Genomic DNA, 20,981 nt, shown 5'->3' on the forward strand with positions numbered 1-20,981 from the left:
TTAGCTCCAGAGCTTTTCCAGTTCGTACAGGCGACGACTTTCTTCCTGTAAAACGTGAACAATCACGTCGCCCAGATCGACCACGATCCACTCAGCGCCGTTTTCGCCTTCGATACGCGGAGGCAACAGACCAGCCATACGTGCTTCTTGTACTACGTGAGTAGCAATAGAGTGCACATGACGGCTAGAAGTACCGGTGCATACGATCATGCAGTCAGTGATGCTTGATTTGCCAGCGACATCAATAGCAACGATATCCTGAGCCTTCAAATCATCAATTTTATCAATAATAAAATCTTGGAGCGCTTTACCTTGCAAAGGTTCCCCCTCGGGTTGGAGCTAGTATTGCTCGGAATAACGTTTTCAAATCAAACCGTTTATTCGGGCAATCAAATCTTTAAAGTTAGAACCATGGCATATCACATAACGAAATGGATTCGGCTGTGATATCGGTTCTGCGAAAATAGGCCGCGGAGTATAACACGCGACCAGAGCTAACGGTACAGCCCCTGCAATTCGATGTAGCGCTGAACCGCACGCGGGAGGAGATCGTCACAGCTGATGCCTTGATGGCGACGCTGGCGAATGTCCGTTGCTGAAATAGCAAGTAGAGGCGTATCAGCGAGATAAATACAGCCATGAGGTTGCTGACTGAGTTGCTGCGCGTCATAAACGCGATGTTGCTCGAGCCAGTTTTGCAGCTCAGGCGTATCCAGACGATCGGAATATCCCGGACGCGCACATACCAGTAAGTGGCAGTAATGCAGGATTTCTTCCCAACGATGCCATTTATGCAGCGTCAACAAAGAGTCTTGGCCGATGATAAAGGCCAGCGGTGCACCAACACCTCGTTCTTGGCGAACTTCAATCAACGTATCAATGGTGTAGGAGGGCGTAGTGCGATGCAGCTCCCGCTCATCAACCGAAAACAGTGGGTTGCCAGCGATAGCCAGTTCAACCATGGTTAAGCGCTGTTGCGCATTGGCTTCTGGCTGAGGGCGATGCGGAGGAACATGATTGGGCAACAGGGTAACATTCTGTAGGCCAACTTCCTGCGCCATCGCGGTGACCGGCTTAAGATGCCCATAGTGAATGGGATCAAAAGTACCGCCAAAGAGCGCGGTTAAGCGATGTTTAGCGGCAGCCTGAAGGTGTTCATTCGGCATTAAGCATGCTCTCCGGCAACGATTTCCCGCAAAGCAGCAGCGTCAGTGACTCCAGTTCACTCCACACGGATTGACCGTAGTCTTGTTTGAGAACGACTTCAATGTGTGACAGCAATGCGACGGCCTGATGAAGCTGCTGAAGACTAAGAAGCTGTAACGCCTGAGTCATCGCTGGCCTACGGTTCTGCCAAACTTTGTGCTGATCAAACAGACTGCGCAGTGGGGTATGGCTCATCTGGCTTTTTAGCGTCATCAGCAGCAAAACTTCCCGTTGGACGGTGCGCAGTAAGATCACGGGCTCCATGTCTTCTTGGCGTAGCTGCTGCAAAATATGCCATGCACGTTTGCTTTTACCGGCAAGAATCGCATCTACCCAGTGGAACGGCGAAAAATGGGCCGCATCGCTAACGGCTTCCTCAACGCGAGGTAGCGTTAATTTTCCGTCTGGATAGAGCAATGAAAGACGTTCTAATGCCTGAGAAAGCGCCAATAAATTGCCTTCATAGCAGTAACAAATCAGCTGGTTGGCTGCTTCGTCTAACTGCAAATTCCTCTGCTTGGCTCGGGTCGCAACCCAGCGCGGTAGCTGAGCCTGCTCTGGCGTTTGGCAACTGACCATAACCGCATTTTGGCTCAGTGTTTTAAACCATCCGGCATTTTCTTGTGCTTTGGTTGGCTTATTACCACGGATAATCAGTAACAGGTCGGAATGCAGCAAGGTAGATAGCTTAGTCAGCTGTTCGCCGATTGCGGCATTAGCGCCGTTTTCTGGCAACGTCAGAGAGATAATTTGGCGGCTGGCAAACAGGCTCATGGCCTGAGAAAGGCTAAAGATACTCTCCCAATCGGTATGAGCATCGAGAGTAAAGGTGAAATATTCAGTAAAGCCATGCTCCTGCGCCTGTTGGCGGATAAGATCAAGGCTTTCCTGTAAGAGCAACGGTTCGTTGCCCATAACTAAATAACAAGCGCGCAGCCCCTCACGGAGCTGCGCGGCAAGTTGCTCAGGATAAACGCGAGTCATTGTGCGCTAATACTGCCTGTAGATTTAATCGCGGTGGTTGGCACAGTGGCACCGGTGTTGACTGAGTTAAAGTCATTGGCGCTTTGCACTTTTGGCGCAGCCACTTCTGCATTCATACGGTTGTCGTTGTTTTGCAACTCGGCAGCATGAACAGAAAGCAGTTTACGAACCAGCTGTTGTGCCGCCTGATCGCGCATTTCTTGACGGATCATCTCCTGCTCGGCATCTTTCGCCAGCGCAGTTAATGGGTTGTCGAAGAATGAACGATAAACACGCACGGTCAATGGATACAGATCGTGTCCACGCACCAATACCTGCGCATTCACATTCAGCACCATCTGGTATTCAGCCGTTTTACCATCTTTAAAGATCGACACGGTTTCTTTGGACTCGCCGCTGCCAACGATACGCAGTGAAGGCAGTTTATCTGAACCATCAGCCGGTTTTGCTGCCGTCGCAGAATTATCCACGATGCTGGTGCTGCTGGTTGTTGTAGCGTCCGCTGTTTTCGAGTCGTCAGCTTTAGGATCGACGATAGTAATACCGCTTAGGCGGAGCTGTTCACGAATAGAACGTGACAGTGGGCCATACGGGTCGCTAGTGTCAAACGTGATTTTCTGGAATTCGGTTGGCACCGACGTGTTGCCACGCAGATGGAAACCACAGCCAGCGGTAAGCACCGCCAGCCCCAGAACAGCAACTTTTAACAACGACGTCATAGTACGATGTCGCACAATTCCTCCTCGGCTCAACCTACAACTAGGTTCAGCAGTTTACCCGGAACGTAAATCACTTTACGAATGGTCACGCCGTCGAGATATTTGGCGACCTGAGCTTCTTGACCTGCAAGTTCGCGAACCTGCTGTTCAGTGGCATCAGCCGCAACGGTGATCTTGCCACGGACTTTACCATTAACCTGAACCACGATCAGCTTAGAATCTTCTACCATCGCTTTTTCGTCGGCTTGTGGCCACGGAGCAACGTCGATATCGCCTTCGCCGCCCAACGCCGTCCACATTTCGAAGCTGGCGTGCGGGGTGAACGGATACAGCATACGAACCACGGCCAGCAGAGCTTCCTGCATCAGCGCACGGTCTTGCTCGCTCTCTTGTGGAGCACGAGCCAGCTTGTTCATCAGCTCCATAATCGCCGCGATAGCGGTGTTAAAGGTTTGACGACGGCCAATATCATCGCTGACTTTAGCAATGGTTTTATGCAGATCGCGACGCAGCGCTTTCTGATCTTCGTTCAGGCTAGCTGTGTTCAGTTCTGCGCATGCGCCTTTCTGTGCATGTTCGTAAACCAGTTTCCAAACACGTTTCAGGAAGCGGTTAGCACCTTCAACGCCTGATTCCTGCCATTCCAGCGTCATTTCAGCCGGAGAAGCGAACATCATGAACAGACGAACGGTATCTGCGCCGTAACGCTCAACCATGACCTGAGGGTCGATGCCGTTGTTTTTAGACTTGGACATTTTGCTCATGCCAGCATAAATAACTTCGCGGCCTTCGTTATCAACGGCTTTGGTGATGCGGCCTTTCTCATCGCGCTCAACGGTAACGTCAACAGGGGAAACCCAGTTACGCTCGCCGTTTACGCCGGTGTAATAGAAGGCATCAGCCAGCACCATGCCCTGACACAGCAGACGTTTAGCAGGCTCATCAGAGTTCACCAAACCAGCATCGCGCATCAGTTTATGGAAGAAGCGGAAGTACATCAGATGCATGATGGCATGTTCGATACCACCAACATACTGATCAACCGGCAGCCAGTAGTTAGCGGCTTCTGGATTCAGCATGCCTTCATTGTACTGAGGGCAGGTGTAGCGTGCGTAATACCATGAAGATTCCATAAAGGTATCAAAGGTATCCGTTTCACGCAGCGCTGGTTGGCCGTTGACAGTGGTTTTTGCCCAGTTTGGATCGGCTTTGATTGGGCTTGTGATCCCATCCATTACCACATCTTCAGGCAGAATAACCGGCAGCTGATCTTCTGGCGTTGGAATGACGCTACCGTCTTCCAGAGTGACCATTGGGATTGGTGCGCCCCAGTAACGCTGACGAGAAACACCCCAGTCGCGCAGACGATAGTTCACTTTACGCTCACCAACGCCTTTCTCGACCAGTTTGTCAGCGATGGCGTTAAAGCCAGCTTCGTGGCTCAGGCCGTCAAATTCACCGGAATTGAACAGCGCGCCTTTATCGGTCATAGCTTCTGCCTGAACGTCAGGCTCGCTACCGTCCAGATTCAGGATAACAGGCTTAATCTGTAAACCGTATTTGGTGGCGAACTCCCAGTCACGCTGATCGTGAGCAGGAACGGCCATTACGGCACCGGTGCCGTATTCCATCAGAACGAAGTTTGCTACCCAAACAGGCAGTTTTTCGCCCGTCAGTGGGTGAATCGCAAACAGGCCGGTGGCCATGCCTTTTTTCTCCATGGTCGCCATTTCTGCTTCGGCAACTTTGGTATTACGGCATTCGTCGATGAATTGAACCAGTTCAGGGTTGTTAACCGCACCAAGCTGAGCCAGAGGATGACCCGCAGCGACGGCAACGTAAGTTGCACCCATGAAGGTATCTGGACGCGTTGTATAAACGGTCACTTTCTCATCGCTGTCTGCGACGTCGAAAGTAATTTCAACGCCTTCAGAACGGCCAATCCAGTTACGCTGCATGGTTTTGACCTGCTCAGGCCAGTTTTCCAGCGTATCCAGATCGTTTAGCAGTTGGTCTGCATAAGCGGTGATTTTAATGAACCACTGAGGGATTTCTTTACGTTCGACTTTGGTGTCGCAACGCCAGCAGCATCCATCAATAACCTGTTCGTTAGCCAGTACGGTCTGGTCATTCGGGCACCAGTTAACGGCTGAGGTTTTCTTATAAACCATGCCTTTTTCGTACAGCTTAGTGAAGAACCACTGTTCCCAACGATAGTAATCAGGATCGCAGGTCGCGATTTCACGGCTCCAATCGTAGCCGAAGCCCAGCAGTTTAAGCTGGTTCTTCATGTATTCGATGTTGTCGTAAGTCCACGGAGCAGGTGCTGTTTTATTCTTAACCGCAGCGCCTTCTGCTGGCAGACCGAATGCATCCCAACCGATTGGTTGGAGAACGTTTTTACCCAGCATGCGTTGGTAGCGGGAAATCACATCACCGATAGTGTAGTTACGCACGTGACCCATGTGGAGTCGGCCGGATGGATACGGGAGCATAGAGAGGCAGTAATATTTCTCTTTACTTGCATCTTCGGTAACCTGGAAGGTTTTCTTTTCATCCCAATGGCGCTGGACGTGTGATTCTATGTCCTCTGGACGATATTGCTCTTGCATGGCAGCTGGGGGTCCTGTTGGTTAAAAACAGCAATACCTCTTTTCTTTCGGGTCAGCGCTGTTGGCTGTTACCGAAAGACGTTGGGTATACGACTGTGATCTTTTAAAAAACGTTTTTTTATGAAGTTTGGCTTTAGTACCGATCGCCATAGAATAGCCGATAAGCGCGGCGTGCAACAACCAAGAAGCGTCAACAAGAGGGCAATTCTTTGTGATTAAGGACAAAAGCGTTGCGTTGCGATGCCGATCACAGCCTAAACATCGTAGAGACTCAGGTATTTACGTCTAAAATGATTGTAGGTTAGGTTAGGGGTACGAATCAGATCACATTCACGTCACGCGGAGGTTTGGTATGAACAAGGTTGCTCAGTATTACCGTCAATGGGTCGCGGCATTAACCGAACGATTAAAAAACGGTGAGCGTGACATTGATGCGCTGATTGAGAGCGCTGAAAAGCACTTAAACAAAGCTGAAGATCTCACGCATGATGAAGTTGAGCAGATTAAACTCGCCGTGCGGCGCGATCTGGAGGAGTTCGCCCGTAGCTACGAAGAAAGCAAAGACGAGCTGACCGATAGCGTATTTATGCGCGTCATCAAAGAAAGTTTATGGCAGGAACTCGCCGATATTACCGATAAAACTCAGCTCGAATGGCGTGAAGTCTTCAAAGACGTCAGCCATCATGGCGTTTATCACAGCGGGGAAGTGGTTGGGCTTGGACATCTCGTCTGCGAAAAATGTCACTACACGCTTGATTTCTATACCCCTGAAGTTTTGCCGCTGTGCCCAAAATGCGGCCATGATCAGTTCCACCGTAAGCCGTTCCAGCCTTAAACTCTGGGAAACGTCATCCCCATTTTTCTGGGGATGACGAATAGCCAAACATCAATACAGAGAAACTCGCTCCATCAAAAGTTTCACAAACCCTTCTCGATCGACGTTGAGCAATACTTCGGTATTGGGCGTGTTCCCAGTTAGGTTATAGACGTCTGCCACGGTCATGCCCGTGGTGTATTTCCCCTGTGTTTCTACGCCAACCCAGTAGTGTGCCGAGGTAAATAATTCAGGTTTAAGCAGCCATGCCACGACGCAAGGATCGTGCATCGCTGCGCCCGGCAGTTTACGTGGCCCGCTAAGATAGAGCGGTAGATAGAAATCAAGCATCTCGGCCACGGCCTTCGCCACCGGATTATTTATCGCGCGAATTTGTTCGACTTCATCCGCCATCACTAACGCCTGATGGGTCATATTTAGCCCAGCCATCACTAGCGGCACGCCTGATTGCATCACAATTTCAGCGGCTTCAGGGTCAACGATGATATTGAATTCTGCCGCCGGAGTGGCGTTACCGCCGTCGATGCCGCCGCCCATAAAGACGATGCGTGAAATCTTGGCTTTCAGCTCCGAGTACTGTGATAGCAATAGCGCGGCGTTGGTCATTGGTCCTGTGACCACTAGCGTTATCGGCGTATCTGATTCGCGAAGAATTTTTGCCATCAGTTCAACGGCATTGAGTGGATGAGGCTGAATGGTGGCGGTTGGGAGCTTGGTGGTTCCCATTCCTGTTTCGCCATGCACGTGGTCAGCAATCATTAATTTGCGCATCAGCGGCTGGTGCGCGCCGCCTGCGACAGGAATATCGGTGCGCTGCATGAGCGTGAGTAAACCCAGCGCGTTGTGCAGCGTTTTCTCCGGAGTCTGATTGCCCGCTGAGGTGGTGACGGCTTTGATATCCAGCTCTGGCGAATGTAAGGCCATCGCCAGTGCAATCGCATCGTCAAGGCCCGGATCGCAGTCAAAAATGATAGGGGTTGGCATCGGTTTTTCCTCCGTTAGCGCAGATTGGCGTAGGCGGTGCCGACGCGTTCAACCAGTAAATCGACGAATGCCTGACGATCGATATCCATCATCACAGTGGTATTCGGAGCGTTGTTGGTCAGGCCGTAGTAATCCACTACGGTCATCCCTTGTGTGTATTTACCTTGCGTTTCAACACCGACCCAGCGTTCAACACAGGTAAACATCGATGGCTTAATCAACCATGCGATAGTGCAAGGATCGTGTAGCGGAGCGCCCTGGAATCCCCATTTTTCCTGTTTGTGATATTCCATGAAGAAATCCAGCAGGTCAGCGACTACCGCGGAGACGGGATTACCCAACTGACGGAAACGTTCAATATCTTCGCTCATGATTTGGGCTCGATGGGTGACATCAAGTCCGGCCATAACCATCGGTAGCCCTGATTGGAATACGATTTCAGCCGCTTCAGGATCGACATAAATATTAAACTCGGCGGCTGGCGTCCAGTTGCCGAGCCCAGCAGCACCGCCCATGATCACGATACGCGCAATTTTAGGCTGTAATTCGGCATGTGAGGTGAGGAGTAATGCAATATTGGTGAGTGGCCCGGTCGCAACAATCGTCACCGGCTCTGTGCTCTCACGCAGGGTTTTGGCGATAAGCTCAACGGCATGGCATTGTTGTGGTGCGAAGTTGGGTTCTGGAAGTTCAGGACCGTCTAAACCACTTTTACCATGCACGTTATCGGCGATGATCAGCTCGCGCATCAGAGGTTTCACTGCGCCGCCAGCCACTGGAATATCGCTTCTTTGCAGCAGGGTTAAAATGCGCAGAGCATTGCGCAGCGTTTTCTCTGGCGTTTGGTTGCCTGCTGAGGTGGTAACGGCTTTGAGTTCGAGCTCTGGTGAGGCAAGGGCAAGGATGAGCGCAATAGCGTCATCATGGCCGGGATCGCAATCAAGGATAATAGGTAAAGGCATTCGAGAAGACTCCTGTCATCAGCTGGTTTTATTGTTTGAGCTTTTTTGTTTGAAGATGATCGTTTGACGATGATTGTTGAAAATGGTTGTTTGAAAATTATTGTGTGACCAGCTTAACGCGCAGAAGAAATTTGGAATAGAAATGTGAGTGGAAAGCGTGAGGTAATGCGCAATCCCACGAGATTGTGGGAATTGCGCACGAAAACATTAATGAATGATTTTTGCGAGGAAATCTTTGGCGCGATCGGATTCTGGATTATTGAAAAAGTCGTCTTTATTGCGATCTTCCACAATTTTACCTTCATCCATAAAGATCACACGGTTGGCCACTTTACGCGCAAAGCCCATTTCATGTGTTACCACCATCATGGTCATGCCTTCTTTTGCCAGCTCAACCATAACATCCAGCACTTCGTTGATCATTTCAGGATCGAGCGCCGAGGTGGGTTCATCAAACAGCATCGCGACAGGATCCATACACAACGCACGAGCAATCGCCACGCGCTGTTGTTGCCCACCAGAAAGCTGGCTAGGGAATTTATCAGCATGAGAGCTAAGCCCTACGCGCTCCAGCAATTTTAGCCCTTTGCTTTTTGCCGCTGATTTTTCACGGCCTAGCACTTTCACCTGGGCTAGCGTGAGGTTTTCGATAATCGACAAATGTGGAAACAGTTCAAAGTGCTGAAAAACCATACCCACTTTCGAGCGTAGCTTGGCTAAATCCGTGCGTTTATCGTTAACCTGAATTCCGTTCACTGTGATCTCGCCTTTTTGAATCGGCTCCAGACCATTAACGGTTTTTATCAGCGTTGATTTACCTGAACCAGAAGGGCCGCATACCACCACCACTTCGCCTTTTTTCACTTCCGTGGAGCAGTCTGCCAGCACCTGAAAGTGACCATACCACTTAGAAACATTTTTCAGGGAAATCATCAAACAGTCCTTTTTTTCAAGTAATTAACCAGCGCCGAAGCGGCTAGGCTGATAATAAAATAGACAAAACCGGCAAACAGAATCATTTCTACCTGCGTTCCATCACGTTCCCCAATGGTTGACGCGGTGCGGAAGAAATCGGCCAAGCTGAGCACGTACACCAGTGAAGTATCTTGAAAGAGTACAATTCCCTGAGTGAGCAGCAGCGGCACCATGGCGCGGAACGCCTGAGGCAGGATCACCAAACGCATCGATTGCCAGTGGGTCATGCCTAACGCCAGTGACGCGCCGGACTGCCCCTTGGACACGCTTTGGATGCCCGCACGAATGATTTCTGAGTAATAGGCGGCTTCGAATAGAGAAAACGCTACCATGGCTGAGATAAGCCGAATATCGTTTTTTGGTGATAGGCCTAGAACTTGTTGTAATAAGCTTGGAACAACAAGATAGAACCAAAGTAAAACCATCACCAACGGTACGGAGCGGAACAGGTTGACGTAGAGCGTGGCAAACCAGCTAATCGGTTTGAACGACGATAAACGCATGACGGCTAAAACCGTGCCCCAGATAATGCCAAAGACCACGGTGATGACCGTAATTTTTAGCGTAATGACCATCCCATTCATCAGATAGGGCAGGCTGGGAACAATAGAACTCCAATCAAATTCGTACATTATTTGCTCCCCATATTCCCTGGTAGCTGAATCTTGCGCTCGACGAAGTGCATGATCAGCATGATCACCGCGTTGATGGCAATGTAGGCCAGCGTGATGGCGGTAAAGGATTCGTAGGCATGAGCAGAATAATCGAGCAGCTTGCCTGCCTGAGCCGCCATGTCGACCAGCCCAATGGTTGATGCAATAGCCGAGTTCTTAACTAAGTTAAGCATTTCGGAAGTCATTGGTGGAACGATCACGCGATAGGCGTTAGGCAGCAAGACATAACGGTAGGTTTGCGGCAGCGTTAGCCCCATAGCTAAACCGGCGCTTTTTTGCCCGCGTGGCAGCGATTGAATGCCTGAGCGTACCTGTTCACACACGCGTGCAGCGGTGAATAATCCCAAACATAGCATTGATGAAACGAAGAACTGGATGTTGGGATCGAGTTCGCTCTTAAACCACATGCCGATATCGGCGGGCAATAATTCGGGTATCACCAGATACCACGTAAAGAATTGCACGATCAGCGGAACGTTGCGGAAAAGCTCGACGTAACACATGCCGAGGCTTGAGAGAAAACGGTTAGGGACGGTGCGTAGGATACCGAAAATAGATCCGACGAAAAACGCGATGATCCAAGCGCAGATAGACAGGGCTACCGTGACCTGAAAACCAGACCAGATCCACCCCAGATACGTTGTGTTGCCGAAAGGTGCCTGTTGCAAAAAGATGCCCCAGTTCCAGTCAATAGACATAGATAGCTCCCTAAAGTGAGATACGGCAATAACCTATTCAGACGTCAGGCTGGGTAGATAACCGCACACACGAAAATTGATGACAGTCACTTTTGAATTGGAGACAAGACAACTGCGGCGAGAAAAAGGGGGAGGGAACGATCTCCCCCAATCCCGTCTGCCTAAAGTTTTGTCAGCAATCTAGCGCCTTTGCGTAACTCTAATGACAATGGCGATTGTCTCCGTCTCCTTAATTTTTACATCGTGCGGAGACTGGGACTTATTTAGCGATTTGGTCGTTAGGGGCTTTGAACAGCGCTTTCATGTCATCAGAAAGAGCAAAGTTCATATTCATATTTTTTGGTGGAATTGGCTGATTGAACCAACGTTCAAACCATTTAGCGGCTTCGCCAGAGGTTTGCGCTTTGGCAATGGTTTCATCCATCAGCTTTTTAAAGGCTGGATCATTTTTACGCAGCATACAGCCGTAGGCTTCATGCGACTGAGGAGTGCCTACGATTTCCCACTGATCCGGTTTCTTCGCTTTAGCACGCTCACCGGCCAACAAAGCGTCATCCATCATAAAGGCCACTGCGCGACCGCTTTCCAGAGTACGGAACGAGTCACCGTGATCTTTGGCGCTGATGATGCGCATTTTCATATTGTCTTTTTCGTTCAGCTTATTAAGCAGGATCTCAGAGGTGGTGCCTGATGTGACCACGACCGGTTTGCCCGCCAGATCTTTGAAATCTTTAATATCGCCGCCTTTTTTCACCAGCAGACGAGTACCAACGACGAAGATCGAGTTAGAGAAAGCCGCCTGCTGCTGGCGCTCTGCGTTGTTGGTGGTGGAACCACATTCAAAATCAAAGGTTCCGTTTTGCAGCAGTGGGATTCGGTTCTGCGAGGTGATTGGCAACATTTTCACCTGCAAATTAGGCATGTTCAGCTGCTTTTTAACCGCATCAACGATTTGATTAGAATAGTCTTGGGAATAGCCCACCACTTTCTGCGCGTTATCGTAATAAGAGAAAGGTACAGAAGATTCGCGATGACCAACGACGATAACGCCGCTGCTTTTAATCTTTTGTAATGTGTCTGCAGAGGCTTCAGCTTTCTGGGCGTCTGCTGCTTTTGCTTCATCTGCGGCGTGAGCCACGGTGCCAGACATACCGATTAGCAGCATTGATAACGCCAGTTTGCGCATTTGCATTCGCGTACTCCTTTGATTGTTGTGTTACAAGTTTCATATTTAATTGTTATATAAAGCTTTTGTTACTGCTTTTTATCTGTTCGCACGTGAGTGCCGGAACGATGGCACCGCTGCACGTTTACCCATTGTCGAAAGTGGTTGTCTCTACTTTGTTTGGCGTGCAAAAAACGTCTGCACTTGATAGCAAAATAGCCTAATGTAACTAAATTGATATCTTTATGTTTATATTTTGAGACATAAACCGCACCATTTAGTGGCATAAAATTCTCGATGCACAAAAATAATGCAGCTAATGCATCAAATTTGTGCAGCGTTTTTATGGATTAACGCCAACGCATGAGTTTCGGTTGTTATGTGGGAAATACTGCAAGAGGTGTGCCATAAATTGAGCTCCGCGAGGGAGCTCATGGCGATATTAGGCTTGAGAGTCTGCTTGAGATAGTGCGATGTGGGCGCGGACAATTTCCATGATAGAAGGCAGTGACTTAGGATCAATATGGCGTTCAGCGTTCCATAAGCCCCCAAAGGTCACGGCTCTGCCGCAGTGAATAAAGGCTTCTTCAACGTTAATCACCAGCACGCTACGAGCGGCATTTTCTTGCACATTGAAGCGCTGGCATAATTTAGGATCGACGCTGATTTGTGCGGTGCCATTTACACGGAAGGCTTCACTCCAGCCCGGGATTAAAAACAGCAGCCCGATCGTTGGGTTATTCAGCAGATTACGAATGCCGTCTAAGCGGTTGTTACCCGGTAAGTCGGGCAGCAACAGCGTCTTTTCATCTTCCACTACGACAAAGCCCGCATCTCCGCCTTTGGGAGAGCAGTCCATTCCGTTTTCACCAACCGTTGAAATCACGACAAATGAAGAAGACGCGATCAGCTGACGGGCGTAGCTATCAATGTGATCAATTTGCTTCTGCAGCACCATCTTATTGGGCTGAGCATAGTGTTCACGCAATTTTTGCTCATCGGCAATGATAAATTCAGGATTTAGCTGCATCACTTTCTCATTAATGACTAGGGAAATTGCGGGCACATTAACAGCAGTAAGTATGATTCGCAATCGCGAAAATAACCCTATTTCATTGAGGGAAAGGTGTTCTGGGGAGTTGATAAGTACCTCCCCCGAGAAGGGGGAGGTGGTGCGGGATTAACGGCGTTTACGTCCGGCAATCAGCGCAAGACCGGCCATGACAAAGGTAATAATCCATAATGGGATAGAACCAAAGCGGGCGTAAGGCGTGATGCCAGTCGTCGGTGCAACGTTAACTTCGAGTACTTTGCGTTCAAACTGTGGAATTTCCGCAATCACATTCCCTGAAGCATCAACCGCAGCGGTAACGCCGTTGTTGGTGCTGCGCAGCAGTGGACGACCAAGTTCTAACGCACGCATCCGTGCCATTTGGAAATGCTGCCATGGGCCAATGGAGTGGCCGAACCACGCATCGTTAGACACGGTGAGCAAGAAGTTAGTGTCCGGGCGGAAGTTAGCGCGTACCTGTTCGCCAAGCACGATTTCATAGCAAATAGCCGCGGTTAGGTTATATCCCTGCACGCTGAGCTGTGGCTGGATATAGTCTCCACGGCTAAAGGCTGACATTGGCAGGTTAAAGAACGGCGCTAGAGGACGCAGCAAATCTTCCATCGGCACAAATTCGCCAAAAGGAACCAGATGGTGCTTGTTGTAGCGGTTTTTGCTCGGATAAACGTAGGGTTCTTTCTCACCCAAGACAATTACGGTGTTGTAATAACGTGGGCCATATTCGCCCATGCGGTCATCAACAATACCGGTAATCAGGCTGCTGTGGTGGGAGCGGAACAGGCTGTCGAGCATGGTTAAGAACTGGTTCTGATTCTTCTCAGTATCTGGGATTGCGGATTCCGGCCAAATAATAATCGGCGCTTTCCCCAGATAAGGACGTGACTCATCCAGATAGGTTTGCAGCGTGGTGATCAGCGCGTTTGGATCCCATTTCATGGATTGCTCAATGTTACCCTGAACCATCGCCACGTTAACCGCTTTGTCTGTTTGGTTCTGATACCACTGAATGCCGCGTAGCGGCCAAGGTAATAACAACAGCGCGAGAGCAACAATCGCGGGAGCAATTTTGCGCAGGCAGACTGAAAGCACAACCAATCCACTGATAATCATCAGTAAATAGGTGATGGTGTCCATACCAGCAATGGGGGCAATGCCTTTCAGCGGGCCGTTGATCTGGCTATAGCCAAACTGAAGCCATGGGAAGCCGGTTAATACCCAGCCGCGCAGGAATTCAGTCAATTGCCAAAGCGCTGGAGCTGCAATAACTAAACGCCAAACGTTCGCCTTAGGCCAAAAACGATTGAGCACACCGGCAAAAAGCATCGGGTAGAGCGCAAGATAGGCGGCCAGCAGCACGACCAGTGACATACTCACCGGCGTTGGCATGCCGCCAAACTGTTCAATACTCACATAAACCCAGTTGATTCCGGTTCCGAATAACCCCATTCCCCACAGAAAACCCAAACCGACGGCTTGTTTCGTGGTGCGGTTAAGCGTAACGGCAAGCAGGCCAATCAGTGAAACGAGAGCCGCGGGCCAGAAATCATAGGGAGAGAAAGAGAGGGTGCCAGCGGCACCCAAGATAAGCGCCAGCAGGGCGCGAACCCACTGGCGTTGAAGTAATGAACACATGTTGTTATTAATCTTCCAGATCCAATTTCGGTTGAGGGGACTCATCCGGGATTTTGACATGAACCTGTATAATGCGTCGACTATCGGCCATGGCTACTTTGAATTGGTAACCATCAATGTCAATGGTTTCGCCGCGTGCCGGGAGATGGCCAAAGGCTTGCATTACCAAGCCACCCACGGTATCCACTTCTTCATCGCTGAAGTGAGTACCGAAGGCTTCGTTAAAGTCTTCAATTTGAGTCAGCGCACGCACGGTATACATGTGGCGGCTGATCTGGCGCACATCGCGATCTTCAACTTCGTCATATTCATCGTCGATTTCACCCACGATAAGCTCGAGGATATCTTCGATGGTGACCAAGCCGGAAACGCCACCGAATTCATCGATAACGATCGCCATGTGATAACGCTGTGAACGGAACTCTTTGAGCATACGGTCAACACGTTTGCTCTCTGGAACAACCACGGCTGCGCGCAGCACTCTGTCGATGCTGAACGGCTCAGAATCGCTGCGCATAAACGGCAGCAAATCTTTCGCCATCAGGATCCCTTCGATGTGATCTTTATCTTCGCTAATCACCGGGAAACGAGAGTGGGCAGAATCAACAATCACGTCTAGACACTCTTCCAGAGTCTGATTACGTTTCAAGGTGACCATTTGGCTACGTGGGATCATGATGTCGCGAACGCGCTGCTCCGCGATATCCATCACGCCTTCCAGCATGTCACGGGTATCGGGATCGATCAGATCGTTTTGTTCGGAATCACGGATCAGTTCAACTAAATCTCCACGGTTTTTAGGTTCTCCGTGGAACAGCTGATTGAGAATCAGAGAGAAAAAACCCTTTTTGGGACTGGGGCTATCGTTGTTTTGTGAATGGTCGTCGCTCATGGCGTTAGTGTGTGGTTACTCATATAAGTGGTCAATAATTCACGTCATACGGCGCGATTAGGGGCCGCATGACGCAATATTTAATCGGATTCTTTTTCCGCCGCGTAGGGATCGGGATACCCGAGTTCCTGCATGATTTCGGCTTCTAAAGCTTCCATTTCTTCTGCTTCTTCATCGATGATGTGGTCATACCCTAGCAGATGTAGACTGCCGTGAACAACCATATGCGCCCAATGCGAGAGCAGGGAAATCTCTTGTTCTTTTGCTTCTGCTTCAACTACCTGCCGACAGATAATCATATCACCCAGCAGCGGAAGCTCAATGCCCGGAGGCGCTTCGAACGGGAAGGATAACACGTTGGTCGGTTTATCCTTACCACGATAGGTCATATTGAGCTCGTGACTCTCTGCTTCATCAACCAAACGAATGGTGACTTCCGCCTCTTCTTGAAACTTAGGTAGCACCGCTTCAAGCCATTGACGGAAATCGGCCTCAGTTGGCAACCCTTCCGTGTTTTCACAGGCGATTTGCAGATCTAATATTACATTGCTCATAGTGTGTTGCTCATAATACTTCCAGCTTAGTGTGATTCTTGCCCTGAGGCTGACGTTTGGGCTTCGCGCTTACGCTGTTCCGCCAGCTCATCTTTACGCTTTTGCTCCGCCAGTTCCCATGCTTCATAGGCCATCACAACTTGGGCAACGACCGGATGACGTACCACGTCTTCGCTGGTCAGGAAGTTGAAGCTGATCTCTTCGACGGAAGAAAGCACTTCAATGGCATGGCGTAATCCCGACTTCTGCGCGCGCGGTAAGTCGATCTGGGTGACATCACCGGTAATCACCGCTTTCGAGTTAAAACCGATACGCGTCAGGAACATTTTCATCTGTTCGATGGTGGTGTTTTGGCTTTCATCCAGAATGATAAACGCGTCATTCAATGTGCGTCCGCGCATGTAGGCGAGCGGGGCAACTTCGATGACGTTGCGTTCCATCAGTTTTTCTACGCGCTCAAAACCGAGCATCTCGAACAGTGCATCATACAAGGGACGCAGGTAAGGATCGACTTTTTGGCTCAAGTCACCGGGTAAGAAGCCCAGCTTTTCACCGGCTTCCACCGCAGGGCGGGTAAGCAAAATACGGCGAATTTCTTGGCGCTCTAAAGCATCAACCGCGGCAGCAACGGCAAGATAGGTTTTACCGGTACCGGCAGGACCAACGCCAAAGGTAATATCGTGATCCAATACATTGGCGATGTACTGCGCCTGATTGGGCGTGCGCGGTTTGATGACGCCACGCTTGGTTTTGATATTAACGGCTTTGCCGTATTCAGGCACATGGTCAGACACCTGCTCCAAAATGCCACTTTCTTTGATGGCCAGATGGATTTGTTCAGGAATAATATCCGGGATATGACCGCGCATTGGCGCCGTATCAACATACAGATGGCGCAGGATATCTTTGGCGGCGTTGACGCAGGCCGCTTTACCCACCAGTTTGAACTGGTTATCGCGATGGCTGATTTCTATACCTAAACGGCGCTGTAGTTGCTTAATATTGTCATCAAACGGGCCACACAGGCTGTTTAGTCGCTGATTATCCGCCGGTTCTAATGCAAGTTCTTCAGTGATAATGTTCAAACTATTCCTCTGAGCTTATACCCATAACTAATAGCGTAAATGATACATGGCATTACGCCATTATTCTTCATCTGCGGGCTATTGTGACCAGAATTGCCAATACGCTTCGCAATTTCTCATTATTCAATGGGGGAGGAAGTGCGCTATTTCAACAGTGAATAATAAAAAAGCACCGTAGAACGATAATGAGCGTTATTGAAGCCTGATTTTAGGGGAATCGTAGGAATGGGGTCGTAGCAGCTTTAGCTGCCGGAGCGCCCCACCCTACGGTAAACCCATGTATCTCGATCTTATAAACAACTCACATTATCGGCGCATGGCGCTTAATTTTGAGAACCAAATACTAAGGCTGATAACTCCCCACCCCCAACGCATCCTCTTTACGCGTGCGTGCAATAACCGACTCTGGTGACTCATGAACGCGCAAATCCATCTGATCTTCGGTACGCACTAATACGCCACGCAGCGAGTTGGTTCTGACTTCGGTAATTTCTACATCCACGAAGGTGCCTACTAGCTCCGGTGAACCTTCGAAGTTCACTACGCGGTTATTTTCAGTGCGGCCTGAGATTTCCATAACATTTTTGCGTGATACTCCTTCCACCAAAATGCGCTGCACGGTGCCAACCATTTTGCGGCTGTAGTTCTGTGCCTGCTGATTGATGCGATCTTGCAAAATATACAGACGCTGTTTTTTCTCTTCTTCAGAAACATCGTCAACCATGTCGGCGGCTGGCGTGCCCGGGCGCGGCGAGAAAACAAAGCTGTAGCTCACGTCGAAGTTGATTTCAGCTATCAGCTTCATCGTTTGTTCAAAATCTTCCTGCGTTTCACCGGGGAAGCCGACGATAAAGTCTGAACTGATGAGAATATCCGGCCGCGCTTTACGCAGTTTGCGAATGATGGATTTGTATTCAAGTACCGTATGGGTACGTTTCATCATATTCAGAACTCGGTCTGAACCGCTTTGTACCGGCAGATGCAGGAAGCTAACGAGCTCAGGCGTGTCTTCATACACGGCGATGATATCGTCGGTGAATTCAATAGGGTGGCTGGTGGTGAAGCGAATACGGTCGATTCCATCAATGGCGGCAACCAAGCGCAGCAGCTCGGCGAAAGTACAAATATCGCCGTCGAAGGAAGGGCCGCGGTAGGCATTCACATTTTGCCCAAGCAGGTTGACTTCGCGCACGCCTTGGGCGGCGAGCTGAGCAATTTCAAACAACACGTCGTCGCATGGACGGCTGACTTCTTCACCGCGGGTATAAGGCACCACGCAGTACGTGCAGTACTTATTACAGCCTTCCATGATGGAGACAAAGGCACTTGGGCCATCGGCACGCGGCTCGGGAAGCCGGTCGAATTTTTCGATTTCAGGGAAGCTCACGTCCACGATAGGGCTTTTGCTACCGCGAACCTTATTGATCATTTCTGGCAAACGATGCAGCGTTTGTGGGCCAAAAACGATGTCGACATAGTGGGCACGCTGGCGCAGCAGTTTGCCTTCCTGCGAGGCCACGCAGCCGCCAACGCCGATAATGACGTTTGGATTCGCTTCTTTGAGCAACTTCCAGCGACCGAGTTGGTGGAAAACCTTCTCTTGTGCTTTTTCTCGAATCGAGCAGGTATTTAGCAGCAAGACATCTGCCTCTTCGGCATTCTCGGTCAGTTCGAAACCGTGCGTGCTGCCCAGTAAATCTGCCATTTTAGATGAGTCATACTCATTCATCTGGCAGCCCCAGGTTTTAATATGCAGTTTTTGTGTCATCGATTTGCCATTGCTTTATGCAGGTGGATTTCGGACAGACCGGCACTGTTATCTAAAGCGGATAAAGCATCGGGTGAAAATCGCGATAGATATTAAAAGGTAGAGGTGTCGGAACAAGCCCATACGCAGGTCGGCTATTGTAATCTTTGCCTTAAGTCATGACTACCCTATAACCTCACGCTTTGTGGACGGAATCAAAGGTAAAATCCGGTACAATGGCGAAATATATAAGCGGGAGGATTTATGGCCGAGCATAAAAGTGATGTTGTCGTTATCGGTGGCGGCATGGTGGGCGCTGCCGCCGCGTTGGGGTTGGCTCAGGCCGGTTTTACTGTCACGGTTGTGGAAAACCGTAAGCCTCGCCCATTCGATGCGTCGCAGCCACCTGATTTACGAATATCGGCTATTAGTGTTTCATCGGTGGCGTTGCTAGAAAGTATTGGCGTATGGAAAACCTTACGTCACATGCGCAGTGCGGCCTATCGTGGTTTAGAAACCTGGGAGTGGGAAGCATCCCGCGTCAGTTTCAGCGCCCAAGAACTGGGTATTCCAGAGCTCGGCTATATGCTAGAAAACGAAGTGCTGCAGCTTGCGCTATGGCAGCACTTAGAGCAGATGCCTAATATTTCGCTGATGGTTCCTGCTGAATTAAAAACCATCGCACAGAGCCAAGACGTGTGGAACGTAGAACTGAGCGACGGGCGTGAAATTGAAACCAAGTTGGTTTTAGGTGCCGATGGCGCGAACTCTTTAGTGCGCGCTCAGGCGGGCATAGGCGTGCGTGGCTGGCAATATCGTCAATCTTGCATGCTGATAACCGTTCAAACGCAGGAAGACCCCTTAGACGTCACGTGGCAGCAGTTTACGCCGCAGGGCCCGCGCGCTTTTCTGCCGCTGTGGGATAACTGGGCTTCGCTGGTCTGGTATGACAGTCCCGCTCGGATCCGTCAGCTTATGGCATTACCTATGTCGCAGCTTACGCAAGAAATCAAACAAACGTTCCCCGCTCGTTTAGGTGATGTGACGGCAGTAGCCGCTGGATCTTTCCCTCTGGTGCGTCGCCATGCGAACCGTTACGTGCAAAGTGGTTTGGCTTTACTTGGCGATGCGGCGCACACCATTAATCCATTGGCAGGGCAGGGCGTTAATCTGGGATATCGCGATGTAGATGCGCTGTTGGATGTGGTGATCAATGCGCGCCAGCAGGGTGAAATTTGGCACAGCGAAGAAATCCTGAAACGTTATCAGCACCGTCGCCGTCCAGATAATTTATTAATGCAGGCCGGTATGGATCTGTTTTATAGCGCTTTCAGCAATGAACTTAAGCCTTTGCAACTGGTACGAAATTTAGGATTGATGGCAGCGGAGCGCTCAGGAGAGTTAAAAAAACGTGCGTTGAAGTATGCGTTGGGGTTGTAGACCTCTAGCAATGTGTTGACTGCCTATGAGATCGAGATACACGGGGGCGACCGTAGGGTGGGGCGCTCCGGCAGCTAAAGCTGCTACGACCCCATCCCTACGATTCCCCCTAAAATCAGGCTTAATTATTGATAACGACTATTCACCGCTGAAGAAAATCAAGACGAAAAAAAGCTCGCTAAAAGCGAGCTTTTTTTATTGGCTGGGGTACGAGGATTCGAACCTCGGAATGCTGGTATCAGAAACCAGAGCCTTACCGCTTGGCGATACCCCAATTGTTTGGGTGTTACTACATTGCGTCTTTTGACGCGTAAACCTGTTTAAAACAGATTTAAGAAATTTGGCTGGGGTACGAGGATTCGAACCTCGGAATGCTGGTATCAGAAACCAGAGCCTTACCGCTTGGCGATACCCCAAATGGTGGCTACGACGGGATTCGAACCTGTGACCCCATCATTATGAGTGATGTGCTCTAACCAACTGAGCTACGTAGCCAACTCAAGGAAACTCTATATTGCGTAATACTATTAGCCAATTCTATGGCTGGGGTACCAGGATTCGAACCTGGGAATGCTGGGATCAAAACCCAGTGCCTTACCGCTTGGCGATACCCCAATTGGGAATAGAATTCACTAGACCTTTTCGAGGAAAAGGATGGCTGGGGTACCAGGATTCGAACCTGGGAATGCTGGGATCAAAACCCAGTGCCTTACCGCTTGGCGATACCCCATCCGCTGCAAAACCG

19 protein-coding genes and 5 tRNA genes are annotated in these 20,981 nt (G+C 49.9%); 2 read left to right on the top strand and 22 right to left on the bottom strand.

Features of this window, described 5'->3' with window-relative positions; genetic code table 11:
- The 5 genes from rsfS to leuS all read right to left on the bottom strand — a co-directional run bounded on the left by rsfS (window position 1) and on the right by leuS (window position 5,521).
- On the bottom strand, window positions 1-318 hold the full coding sequence (gene rsfS / locus DSM2777_RS11640; RefSeq protein WP_046458570.1) for a ribosome silencing factor: 318 nt from the start codon (window positions 316-318) through the stop codon (window positions 1-3).
- A gap of 176 nt (window positions 319-494) precedes the next feature.
- Window positions 495-1,166 (bottom strand): nicotinate-nucleotide adenylyltransferase, encoded by a 672-nt coding sequence (nadD, locus tag DSM2777_RS11645; RefSeq protein ID WP_061554040.1) that lies wholly within the window; start codon window positions 1,164-1,166, stop codon window positions 495-497.
- Window positions 1,156-2,190, bottom strand: coding sequence for a DNA polymerase III subunit delta (holA, locus tag DSM2777_RS11650; RefSeq protein WP_061554041.1), 1,035 nt, complete (start codon window positions 2,188-2,190; stop codon window positions 1,156-1,158). The genes nadD and holA overlap by 11 nt, the downstream gene beginning before the upstream one ends.
- Entirely contained in the window at window positions 2,187-2,924 is a 738-nt protein-coding gene (gene lptE / locus DSM2777_RS11655; RefSeq protein ID WP_046458567.1) for an LPS assembly lipoprotein LptE, read from the bottom strand. The genes holA and lptE overlap by 4 nt, the downstream gene beginning before the upstream one ends.
- Before the next feature lie 14 nt (window positions 2,925-2,938).
- On the bottom strand, window positions 2,939-5,521 hold the full coding sequence (gene leuS, locus DSM2777_RS11660) for a leucine--tRNA ligase (RefSeq protein WP_061554042.1): 2,583 nt from the start codon (window positions 5,519-5,521) through the stop codon (window positions 2,939-2,941).
- A 352-nt stretch (window positions 5,522-5,873) separates the two neighbouring features.
- On the opposite strand from leuS, the gene DSM2777_RS11665 reads away from it, so the two are divergent.
- A complete protein-coding gene (locus tag DSM2777_RS11665) occupies window positions 5,874-6,356 on the top strand; it encodes a zinc ribbon-containing protein (RefSeq protein WP_046458565.1) in 483 nt (160 codons plus the stop codon).
- 51 nt (window positions 6,357-6,407) lie between these two features.
- On the opposite strand, the gene rihA (DSM2777_RS11670) is transcribed toward DSM2777_RS11665, so the two are convergent.
- The 12 genes from rihA (DSM2777_RS11670) to miaB form a co-directional block, all read right to left on the bottom strand.
- Window positions 6,408-7,340: a pyrimidine-specific ribonucleoside hydrolase RihA gene (gene rihA / locus DSM2777_RS11670; protein ID WP_061554043.1), complete on the bottom strand. Its 933-nt coding sequence runs from the start codon at window positions 7,338-7,340 to the stop codon at window positions 6,408-6,410.
- A gap of 14 nt (window positions 7,341-7,354) precedes the next feature.
- Window positions 7,355-8,302, bottom strand: a complete 948-nt coding sequence (rihA, locus tag DSM2777_RS11675) for a pyrimidine-specific ribonucleoside hydrolase RihA (protein WP_061554044.1) — start codon at window positions 8,300-8,302, stop codon at window positions 7,355-7,357.
- A gap of 207 nt (window positions 8,303-8,509) precedes the next feature.
- On the bottom strand, window positions 8,510-9,235 hold the full coding sequence (locus tag DSM2777_RS11680) for an amino acid ABC transporter ATP-binding protein (RefSeq protein ID WP_061554045.1): 726 nt from the start codon (window positions 9,233-9,235) through the stop codon (window positions 8,510-8,512).
- The gene (gltK, locus tag DSM2777_RS11685) at window positions 9,235-9,909 is read right to left on the bottom strand and encodes a glutamate/aspartate ABC transporter permease GltK (protein WP_061554046.1); all 675 of its coding nucleotides are present in this window, start codon (window positions 9,907-9,909) and stop codon (window positions 9,235-9,237) included. Before gltK ends, DSM2777_RS11680 begins: the two co-directional genes overlap by 1 nt.
- On the bottom strand, window positions 9,909-10,649 hold the full coding sequence (locus tag DSM2777_RS11690; RefSeq protein ID WP_025800660.1) for an amino acid ABC transporter permease: 741 nt from the start codon (window positions 10,647-10,649) through the stop codon (window positions 9,909-9,911). Before DSM2777_RS11690 ends, gltK begins: the two co-directional genes overlap by 1 nt.
- 259 nt (window positions 10,650-10,908) lie before the next feature.
- Window positions 10,909-11,841 (bottom strand): amino acid ABC transporter substrate-binding protein, encoded by a 933-nt coding sequence (locus DSM2777_RS11695; RefSeq protein WP_046458562.1) that lies wholly within the window; start codon window positions 11,839-11,841, stop codon window positions 10,909-10,911.
- Window positions 11,842-12,256: 415 nt separating this feature from the next.
- Window positions 12,257-12,844: an MSMEG_1061 family FMN-dependent PPOX-type flavoprotein gene (locus DSM2777_RS11700; protein WP_061554047.1), complete on the bottom strand. Its 588-nt coding sequence runs from the start codon at window positions 12,842-12,844 to the stop codon at window positions 12,257-12,259.
- A gap of 150 nt (window positions 12,845-12,994) precedes the next feature.
- Window positions 12,995-14,518, bottom strand: a complete 1,524-nt coding sequence (gene lnt / locus DSM2777_RS11705) for an apolipoprotein N-acyltransferase (RefSeq protein ID WP_061554048.1) — start codon at window positions 14,516-14,518, stop codon at window positions 12,995-12,997.
- A 7-nt stretch (window positions 14,519-14,525) separates the two neighbouring features.
- A complete protein-coding gene (gene corC / locus DSM2777_RS11710) occupies window positions 14,526-15,410 on the bottom strand; it encodes a CNNM family magnesium/cobalt transport protein CorC (protein WP_004096455.1) in 885 nt (294 codons plus the stop codon).
- Between the two features lie 80 nt (window positions 15,411-15,490).
- Complete coding sequence (ybeY, locus tag DSM2777_RS11715) at window positions 15,491-15,964, bottom strand: rRNA maturation RNase YbeY (protein ID WP_061554049.1); 474 nt, start codon at window positions 15,962-15,964, stop codon at window positions 15,491-15,493.
- Between the two features lie 26 nt (window positions 15,965-15,990).
- Complete coding sequence (locus tag DSM2777_RS11720) at window positions 15,991-17,049, bottom strand: PhoH family protein (RefSeq protein ID WP_025800665.1); 1,059 nt, start codon at window positions 17,047-17,049, stop codon at window positions 15,991-15,993.
- Window positions 17,050-17,392: 343 nt separating this feature from the next.
- Window positions 17,393-18,817: a tRNA (N6-isopentenyl adenosine(37)-C2)-methylthiotransferase MiaB gene (gene miaB / locus DSM2777_RS11725; RefSeq protein ID WP_061554050.1), complete on the bottom strand. Its 1,425-nt coding sequence runs from the start codon at window positions 18,815-18,817 to the stop codon at window positions 17,393-17,395.
- Window positions 18,818-19,060: 243 nt separating this feature from the next.
- Between miaB and ubiF the strand changes: the two genes are divergently transcribed.
- Window positions 19,061-20,236 (top strand): 3-demethoxyubiquinol 3-hydroxylase, encoded by a 1,176-nt coding sequence (gene ubiF / locus DSM2777_RS11730; RefSeq protein WP_061554051.1) that lies wholly within the window; start codon window positions 19,061-19,063, stop codon window positions 20,234-20,236.
- 199 nt (window positions 20,237-20,435) lie between these two features.
- On the opposite strand, the gene DSM2777_RS11735 is transcribed toward ubiF, so the two are convergent.
- The 5 genes from DSM2777_RS11735 to DSM2777_RS11755 form a co-directional block, all read right to left on the bottom strand.
- Window positions 20,436-20,510, bottom strand: a tRNA-Gln gene (locus DSM2777_RS11735).
- Window positions 20,511-20,577: 67 nt separating this feature from the next.
- A tRNA-Gln gene (locus DSM2777_RS11740) sits at window positions 20,578-20,652 on the bottom strand.
- 2 nt (window positions 20,653-20,654) lie between these two features.
- Window positions 20,655-20,731 (bottom strand) — tRNA-Met (locus tag DSM2777_RS11745).
- Window positions 20,732-20,776: 45 nt separating this feature from the next.
- Window positions 20,777-20,851, bottom strand: a tRNA-Gln gene (locus tag DSM2777_RS11750).
- 40 nt (window positions 20,852-20,891) lie between these two features.
- Window positions 20,892-20,966 (bottom strand) — tRNA-Gln (locus tag DSM2777_RS11755).
- Between the last annotated feature and the right edge of the window lie 15 nt (window positions 20,967-20,981).

The organism is Obesumbacterium proteus, from assembly GCF_001586165.1.
Taxonomy (GTDB): Bacteria; Pseudomonadota; Gammaproteobacteria; order Enterobacterales; family Enterobacteriaceae; genus Hafnia; species Hafnia protea.